The 8,381-nt window shown below is 62.8% G+C and carries 8 protein-coding genes and 1 pseudogene; 3 read left to right on the forward strand and 6 right to left on the reverse strand.

Annotated elements, in window-relative coordinates; all coding sequences use genetic code 11:
* Window positions 1–18: 18 nt before the first annotated feature.
* The 3 genes and pseudogenes from glpQ to tyrA all read left to right on the forward strand — a co-directional run.
* Window positions 19–828 (forward strand): annotated as a pseudogene (gene glpQ, locus BN1127_RS04840) (glycerophosphodiester phosphodiesterase); the annotation flags it as partial.
* 330 nt (window positions 829–1,158) lie between these two features.
* Complete coding sequence (locus tag BN1127_RS04845; protein ID WP_042648708.1) at window positions 1,159–2,232, forward strand: 3-deoxy-7-phosphoheptulonate synthase; 1,074 nt, start codon at window positions 1,159–1,161, stop codon at window positions 2,230–2,232.
* 118 nt (window positions 2,233–2,350) lie between these two features.
* Window positions 2,351–3,490: a bifunctional chorismate mutase/prephenate dehydrogenase gene (tyrA, locus tag BN1127_RS04850; RefSeq protein WP_042648709.1), complete on the forward strand. Its 1,140-nt coding sequence runs from the start codon at window positions 2,351–2,353 to the stop codon at window positions 3,488–3,490.
* 66 nt (window positions 3,491–3,556) lie between these two features.
* Here the strand turns inward: tyrA and hdfR are convergent, their stop codons facing one another.
* The 6 genes from hdfR to BN1127_RS04880 all read right to left on the reverse strand — a co-directional run.
* The gene (hdfR, locus tag BN1127_RS04855) at window positions 3,557–4,432 is read right to left on the reverse strand and encodes an HTH-type transcriptional regulator HdfR (RefSeq protein ID WP_005328182.1); all 876 of its coding nucleotides are present in this window, start codon (window positions 4,430–4,432) and stop codon (window positions 3,557–3,559) included.
* Window positions 4,432–4,791 carry a MaoP family protein gene (locus BN1127_RS04860; protein ID WP_005328181.1) on the reverse strand — a complete coding sequence of 120 codons (360 nt, stop codon included), beginning with the start codon at window positions 4,789–4,791 and terminating at the stop codon, window positions 4,432–4,434. The genes hdfR and BN1127_RS04860 overlap by 1 nt, the downstream gene beginning before the upstream one ends.
* 290 nt (window positions 4,792–5,081) lie before the next feature.
* Entirely contained in the window at window positions 5,082–5,564 is a 483-nt protein-coding gene (eco, locus tag BN1127_RS04865; RefSeq protein ID WP_005328180.1) for a serine protease inhibitor ecotin, read from the reverse strand.
* Between the two features lie 187 nt (window positions 5,565–5,751).
* A complete protein-coding gene (locus BN1127_RS04870; RefSeq protein ID WP_042648710.1) occupies window positions 5,752–6,309 on the reverse strand; it encodes an Lcl C-terminal domain-containing protein in 558 nt (185 codons plus the stop codon).
* Window positions 6,306–7,664 (reverse strand): Lcl C-terminal domain-containing protein, encoded by a 1,359-nt coding sequence (locus tag BN1127_RS04875; protein WP_148304741.1) that lies wholly within the window; start codon window positions 7,662–7,664, stop codon window positions 6,306–6,308. The genes BN1127_RS04870 and BN1127_RS04875 overlap by 4 nt, the downstream gene beginning before the upstream one ends.
* A 62-nt stretch (window positions 7,665–7,726) precedes the next feature.
* On the reverse strand, window positions 7,727–8,381 hold a 655-nt coding region (locus tag BN1127_RS04880), incomplete at its 5' end, for a proprotein convertase P-domain-containing protein (protein WP_042648711.1).

The following is an 8,381-nucleotide window of genomic DNA, read 5'->3' on the forward strand; positions in this document are numbered from 1 at the left end:
ACGTAGTAGCGACCGTCCGGCCGGGCCCGCCCGGACGGTCGCTACTACGTGGTGGACTTCACCCTGGCCGAGGTGCGCTCCCTGCGCATGACGGAACCGTTCCAGCTGGTGGACGGCAAACAGGTGCCGGTCTATCCGGCCCGCTTCCCGCTGTGGCAGTCCGACTTCAAGATCCACACCTTCCAGGAAGAGATTGAGATGATCCAGGGGCTCAACAAGAGCACCGGCAAAGAGATCGGCATCTACCCGGAGATCAAGGCCCCCTGGCTGTTCCGCCACGAGGGCAAGGACATCTCCAAGGCGGTGCTGACAGTGCTCAAGGAGTACGGCTATACCGGCAAGAGCGACAAGGTCTATCTGCAGAGCTTCGACGTGGATGAGCTCAAACGCATCGACACCGAGCTGATGCCGGCGCTGGGCATGGACTTGAAGCTGGTGCAGCTGATGGCCGAGACCGACTGGAACGAGACCATGGTCTACGACGCCAAGGGCAAGGCGACCCCCTACGACTATGACTGGATGTTCAAGCCGGGTGCCATGAAGACCATAGCTGGCTACGCCGACGGAATAGGCCCCTGGAAGCCGATGATAGTCACCGAGCCGGGCACCCCGGGCAAGCCGGTGTTCACCGCCATGGTGAAGGAGGCTCACGCCGCTGGTCTCAAGGTGCACCCTTATACCTTCCGCCAAGACGAAGGCCAGATCCCGCCCTATGCGAAAGACTTCACCGACTTGCTCAACATCTTCCTCTATCAGGCCGATGTGGACGGAGTATTCAGCGACTTCCCCGACAAGGCGGTGGCGGTCATCAAGGCCCACGGCAAATAATAAAAGAAGAGCAACACGAGAACGCAAGCGGGGCCAGGTGCCCCGCTTTTTTATGGCGGCAGGCCGGCAAAGGCGTGACAAGGTACAGTGTGTAATTATTTGTTTACGATTTTCGTGGTGCAGAGGGCATCTCACACGCTACTTTCTGGCTGTTTTGGTCACGAGAGTGGTCATTAATCCATCTGTTGATGCAGTAAACCGCTAGTTTCACTTGATTGTTTGTTTTTCCTTGGTAAGGTGAGGGCGGTTGCGTAACAAAGCGCTGACTTGTGTAAATAAATAAATACACCTTGGCGCAATTGGCTTGAATACAGTAGAGAGAATGAGAAAATGCAAAGAGATCCCCTGAACAACATCCATATCCAGTCCGAACAAGTGATGATCACGCCTGCCCAGCTCAAGGAGAAGCTGCCCATCTCCGACAAGGCGCTGGCATTCGTGCAAGGGGCCCGCAATACCATAGCCGACATCATCCACCGTCGGGATCACCGCCTGCTGGTGATCTGTGGACCCTGCTCCATCCACGACATGGACGCCGCCAAAGAGTACGCAACCAGACTCAAAGCGCTGCATGATGCCTACCAGGACTCTCTCTACATTGTCATGCGGGTCTACTTTGAGAAGCCACGCACCACGGTCGGCTGGAAGGGCTTTATCAACGATCCGAACCTCGACGGCACCTTCGACGTTGAGCTGGGGCTGCACCGCGCCCGTGAGTTGCTCTGCTGGCTGGCGGAGCTGGAGTTGCCGCTGGCGACCGAGGCGCTCGATCCCATCAGCCCGCAATACCTGGCGGAGCTCTTCTCCTGGTCGGCCATAGGCGCCCGTACCACAGAATCCCAGACCCACAGGGAGATGGCGTCCGGCCTCTCCATGCCGGTCGGCTTCAAGAACGGCACCGACGGCAACCTCGGCACCGCCATCAACGCGCTGCAGGCGGCCTCCAGCCCCCACGCCTTTATGGGGATCAACCAGCAGGGCCAGGTCGCCTTGTTGCAGACCCAGGGCAACCCGGATGGTCACGTGATCCTGCGCGGCGGCAAGCACCCGAACTACGATTCGGTCAATGTGTCGCTGGCGGAAGAGGCGCTGGAGAAGGCGGGCCTGCTGCCCGGTCTGGTGGTGGATTGCAGCCACGGCAACTCCAGCAAGGATCACCGCCTGCAACCCAAGGTGGCGGACAACGTCATCCACCAGATCCAGGAGGGCAACCGCTCCGTCATAGGTGTGATGCTCGAATCCAACCTGTTCGAGGGCAACCAGTCCAGCGAGCAACCCAAGGCGCAGATGCGCTACGGCGTCTCCATCACAGATGCCTGCATCGACTGGGAGACCACGGCGGACCTGCTGGCCCGCTGCCACAGCCAGCTGGCGGCGCCGCTCAAGAGCAGAACCGCGCTGTAAGTCGTGGTATCTTGTCGTAACTGATTGAACCATAGAGGTATCACTGCCCACGCAGTGATACCTTGTTGCCTCTTGAATCACAGGGCGCCGCCGCCAGCGGCGCTGGCAGGGACTGGATATGGCTGAAGAGTTGAATGCCCTCAGGGACAAGATAGATGCGGTGGACAAGCAGCTTATTGATCTGCTGGCCGCCCGTCTGGCCCTGGTGGGGGAAGTGGGTGAGGTAAAGAGCCGGCACGGTCTGCCCATCTATGCACCGGACAGGGAGGCGAGCATGCTGGCCCGCCGCCGCGCCGAGGCCGAACGGCTGGGGGTGCCCGGCGATCTCATCGAGGACGTGCTGCGCCGGGTGATGCGCGAATCCTATATTCTGGAATCCACCAGCGACAAGGAGCACCACTTCAAATGCATGAAGCCAGCCCTTGGCAAGGTGGTCATCATAGGCGGTCAGGGTCAGCTTGGCCGCCTGTTTGGCCAGATGTTCGGCCTCTCCGGCTACCGGGTCGAAACCCTGGAGCAGGGGGACTGGCCGCGCGCCGACGAGATCCTCGCCGATGCGGGGCTGGTGATGGTGGCGGTGCCCATCGACATCACCTGCCAGATCATCGACCGGCTCGGCAAGCTGCCTGCGGATTGCCTGCTGGTGGACGTGACCAGCGTGAAGGCGGCGCCGCTCGAGCACATGCTGGCGGTGCACCAGGGACCTGTGCTGGGGCTGCACCCCATGTTCGGGCCGGATGTGGCGAGCCTCGCCAAGCAGGTGATCGTCTGCTGCCAGGGCCGCGACCCCGCCGCCAGCCAGTGGCTGCTGGATCAGATGGCCATCTGGGGTGCACGGCTGCAGCAGGTAGAGGCCAAGGCTCACGACGAGGCCATGACCCTCATTCAGGCGCTGCGCCACTTCGCTACTTTCGCCTACGGCTGGCACCTCTCCCGGGAGCAGGCCAATCTGGATCGCCTGCTGAGTTTGAGCTCCCCCATCTACCGGCTGGAGCTCGCCATGGTGGGACGATTGTTTGCCCAGGATCCCCACCTCTATGCCGACATCATATTGTCGTCACCGCAGAACCTCGCGATGATCCGCCGCTACTACCAGAACTTCGGCGAGGCGCTGGGGCTCTTGGAGCGGGGGGACAGGGACGGCTTCATCGAGGCCTTCTCGCAAGTGTCCAGCTTCTTCGGCGAACACGCCGACGAGTTCCTGCGCGAGAGCCGCACCCTGCTGGCCCAGGCCAACGACCGTCGTCACCATGGCTGACGGCACGCATCCATAACAAAGGGGCCGCTTGGCCCCTTTTTTCATGCTGCTCAGGCTGAGGCCCGGCTACTCGGCCGATGGCAGCCGCAGATCGGCGCCATCCCAACCGAGCGGCAGGGTGAGCAGCTGATCGATGAGCTCCCGGCGATCGGATTTCTCCAGATAGGCGAGATAGAGCGGGCGACTCAGCGCCTGTCCCCCTTCCACCAGGTGCAGTTGTCCCTGCTCCAGGAAGGGGCTCACCATGCGCCGCGGCAGATAGGCGGCGCCCCCATTGGCCAGCACGAACTGCAGCGCCATGCTGGCAGAGCTCGAGTGCAGCACAGGAGTCTTCTGCAGGCTCTGCAACCGGCTGGAAGGGGGCTCGAAACTGGTGCCCCAGTCGAGGTGAATATGGGGCATCTGCATCAGGCTGTCCGCATTGGCGGCCGGCTCCCGGCTTACCAGCTCGAACACCAGCTCGCCGATGGGGTGCAGGGCTATCTCGTCTATCTTGGTCGGCTCGGAGAGCAGGGCGAGATCGAGGGAACGCTCCAGCAACTGGCGGCACAGGTGCTCGCGGGAGGCGGTTTCGAGGCGCACCGCGAGACCGGGGGCCAGGGCATAGACATGGTTGAGCCAGTCATTGAAGTCGAGCTCCCAGAACACCGCGGGTGCACCTATGGCGAGCTGCTGACTGAAACCGGGGGAGAGGGCCACGTCCTGCCTGGCGCGGCCCAGGGTATGCAAGATGGCGTCTGCGTAAGGCAGCAGACGCTCACCGGAGGCGGTCAGACGGATGTTGTTGCGATGGCGGGCAAACAGGCTGACCCCGAGTTGTTGCTCGAGCTGGCGGATCCGAAAGCTGACCGCCGACTGGGTCAGGTAGAGATTCTCGGCAGCCCGGCCAAAATGCCGGGTCTTGCTGACCTCGATGAAGGTCCGAAGCAGCTCGGTATCCATTAATCGAGGGACTCGTCGCTGCCACCGCCGCCACCGCCCTCAAAGCTGCCGCCCGCATCCTCATTGGCGCCACCCGCGACTGTGCACAGACGGTGCACCCGCTTGGGACCAATCACCTTCAGGTACTTGAACCATACCTTGGCGTGGGGGTTGCTGCCGGCTGCGCCAGACTTGACCTGCTCAATGAAGGCGCTTTCTACGTCATCGCGGGGGGCCAGGTTGCCCTGATAGAGCGCCAGCATCACTGTGCCGTATTTTTCCAGACTGTCCGCTTCGGCCACGGTGAATTCGCCACTGCGACGCAGGCCACGGGGAAAATGTTTGAAGTCGTTGAAACGCTTGTCTGATTCGAAGCTCATAGTGCTCTTGTTCTGGTTAGTTTGACCTTTGCGGGCAAGTATCATCAGGCCGTCGCAGAGTGCAAAATCAATTTTCTTACTATGTTAATAAATATCTTTTATCGAACAGCCTTTGTCTCATCCCGAGGGAGAATTTTGCGGTCCACAGCACAAAAAGCCTGAAAAATAGTGGAGTTATGTCAGGTTTTGTACAGCTGGACCCGGTCTCTGCAGGGTGAAAACAATAAAATAAAGGCGCCATACGGCGCCTTTGTGTGTTCATGGATTGGCTGAACCTGAGCGTCGGGCACTCATTCAATCATGGCTGGCTGCGCCAGGTTGTCGGCACGCCACAGACGGTAGCGCACTTCATACTCCTGCGGCACATAGATGACGAACGGCAGCTTGGAGTTGTAGTTCACGAAGAAGCCCTGACCATAGATCTGGACGAAGCTCTCTTTCTTCTGGCCATCCGGGCAGGCCATCAGGGTGCTGACAGGACCCGAGACCTGGCCCAGGGTCAGGTAGTTGTAGCCCCAGCCCTTGACGCTGTGCTGTTCCAGGTTGCCGGCGAAGCGGGGCAGGTTGCAGTCCACCAGCATCTTCTTGCCCACTTGCAGCTCGACCATCATGTCGGCTTCGTTTTCGACTTCCGGCAGGCGGATCACGACACGTTCCTGGTTCACTTCGGCGGCAGGGAACATGCTGATATCAAATTTTTTCGGTTCGGCGGCGAAGGCATGGCCGCCCAGTAACAAGGCGCCCAGCAGGCTAAAACGCAATACGGTTTTCATCTGTACCTCATGGGATTGGTTCAACGCCGCTAGACTAACCGCTCTGCCCGTTTCACGCCAGCGCTCCGGCGCGCAAAACCCGCCTGAACCGGCACAGGGTGACGTAATTTGATGCTTTTTTGACGCCTTCCACCCCAAAGGGGCCATTCGGGGGAAAACCGGGCAGGGGAGTCCCCGCCCGGATGGCTCACCTTACCAGCAGCACCTGCTTTGCCCAGGAGCCGGGGGCCCGCATGCCGACGGCGCCACTGGTGATGTCCAGATAGGCGACGCCCTTGCTGGCGGGCACCGGGGTGGAGGACCAGAGGTAGACATAGCCGTCGTTCACCTCCTTGCCGTCCCCGGCCATGGCGCGGGGGAAGAGGGTCTCGTTCAATGCCGGCTTGTAGCAGGCGGACTCCAGTATGCTGATGAGCTCCTTGATGGTGGGCAGGCGCCAATCGGTGTGGCCGCCGAAACCGTGGAGGGCATGGCTCGGCTCGGTGCGGATCCGCTCTGCGGTCAGCAGGGCCTGCTGCCAGTAGAGCCGGGTCGGCTCGCCGCTACAGCTTCCATTGTGCCAGTGTTGGCCGAGCTGGCAGCGCATCCAGGTGAGGCCGGAGGCCCGGTCGGTGACGGTGCCGTTGCCGCGATCCAGGAAGCGGGAGCTGGGGCTGGTGCGCGGCAGGGTGTCGTCGCAGATGGCAATGGCCAGTGCCAGCGGGCTGCACAGGGTGAGCAGCAGGGTCAGAAGATACTTGTTCATCGGGTTACCTCGGCCACAAGGCGCAGTTGTATGGCATTGATTTCATTTTCGTTCTGGACGCCATAGGGGTAATCGGTGCCCGCATCCTCCCCCAGGAACTGAGGGCTGATGACGGCGATGGGGACGCTCTCGAGGCGCCGGGACGGGGTCAGGGTCTGGGTCCAGTAGCTGCCATCGAAGTCGCCGCTCGAGGGACCGACGTCGGGGAAGTAGCGCACATCCAGGCTGACCAGCTGGCCATCCTGGCGGGCGAGGGAGCCATAGTGTTGCAGACTGCCGAGCTCCTGGGCTGTGGGCAGGCGCCAGTGCCCTATGCCGCAGAGTCGTTGTCCATTGAGCCATTGGCGATACTGCTCGGTGGAGCAGATGGCCTCCCCCTCGGGGCAGGCATAATCCAGCTCCGCCTGACTGGGGTGATAGTTGCCAAACTCCCAGGCGAAGACTTTGTGCAGATCCCGCGGACTGTCCGGATCATCGAGCTTCTTCTCCCAGATGAGGCCGGTGTTGAGATCCTCCACGCACTCCCACTCGTCGGCATTGTCCGCCAGGGGCTGCCCCTTGCTGTCCAGCTTGCGATAGCGCAGGGGCGCCTGGCCCAGGCTCGCCTCCTGACCCGGGTGATCCGCAGGCTCCTGGGTCAGCAGGTAATCCACCTCGTCCGTGTAGGTAGTGACGCCGCTGGCGGTCACCAACGCCCGGGGTTGCTGCTGCATCAGCACGGCGGCGAGTCTGGCCTGCTGGCTCAGGAGCTCGGGGCTGGCGGCAAAGTGCCGGGCGAACTCGGGCAGCAGGGTGACCAGCCCCTGCCAGATCTGGCGTTGGCGCTCGCCGGTGGCAAGACCGGGCAGGCTGGCGGCGTCATCCCGTGTCGTCAGGGCGAGCGCCTCCAGTGCCCTGTTGAACTCCTCCAGCTGCACCAGGGCCGCGAGTCCCTGACCCGGTTGCAGGGGCGCAAGGGCGAGCAGCAGCTCGGCCAGGGCCTGGGCCGGCGGGATCCCGTCCGCGACCCGGCTCTGCAACAGTGTGCTCAAGGGGGTGGGGGTGAGGTGCTGATCGTCCAGGCGCGCAGCCGGGTGGGTCAGGGCCAGGGCGTCCGGCTCCCGGGGGATGAACAGCAAGGGGCTGGTGAGCAGGCCGGGGGCGCTGGCGCTCAACTGGCGCGCGCCAGCCTCGCCACTGACCACAGGCTCGCCTGGCTCGCAGTTGTCGTTCTGGTTCAGGTTGACGCACAGGGTGCCTGCTGCGGGCAGGTTGACCGTCAGACGGTAGTCCGGCGCGGTCAGGGGCGCCTCATCGGATCCACCACCACCACAGGCGCTGAGCAGGGGGGCCAGCAGACAGGCCAGCGGGGTCATTCTCATCTTCATTTCTTGTCCTTGGAGGGGCCTTGGTCCCTCTTTGCTTTTATGGGGATGGATCAGCCGCGACGGCAGAGGCGGCGCCAGAGGGTGAGCGGCAGCAGCCAGAGCAGGTTGACAGTGCCGCCCCCGCTGCTGTCCGCGGTGTCGAAGTGGATGATGCCGTCATCCGGCGGGGCGACGGGCTCACCACACTGGGCGCCGGTGCGCTGGCTGATGCTCCAGCCGGTGATGCGCCCCTGATGGCCCGGCTTGCTGTCCACCACCTCCAGGGTCCAGCGACCGGCCAGCGGCTCTCCCACCAGGGGGGTGAAGGGCTGCAGGGGCAGCAGCTCGGTGGGGAAGACCCCCTTGAGCCGTGGCAACGGGCTGTATCCCTTGTCCCAGATCTGGATGCGGGTGCCGGAGGGGGAGTTGAGCCAGATCTCCAGCTCATCCAGGGCCTGGTGTTGCAAGTCCAGGTTCAGCTGCAGGCGATCGCTCACCCGGGCGTCGCTCTTCTCCAGCACCAGGCTGGTTTCGCTGATGCCGCGCACCTCCTCGCTCTGGGCATCCTTGAGGGTCAGCGGCTGGCCGTTGGCCCGGCTGATGACGGGGGTGCCGATGGGCAGGGTGAGGGACTGCTGCCACTGACGCTCGGTCGGGCTGGTACCGCTCATGGCGAGGCTCACCGGCAGGCTCACCTCGTCGCCACAGGCCAGCGGGCTGGCGGCC

The organism is Aeromonas media (assembly GCF_000819985.1).
Lineage (GTDB): Bacteria > Pseudomonadota > Gammaproteobacteria > Enterobacterales > Aeromonadaceae > Aeromonas > Aeromonas media.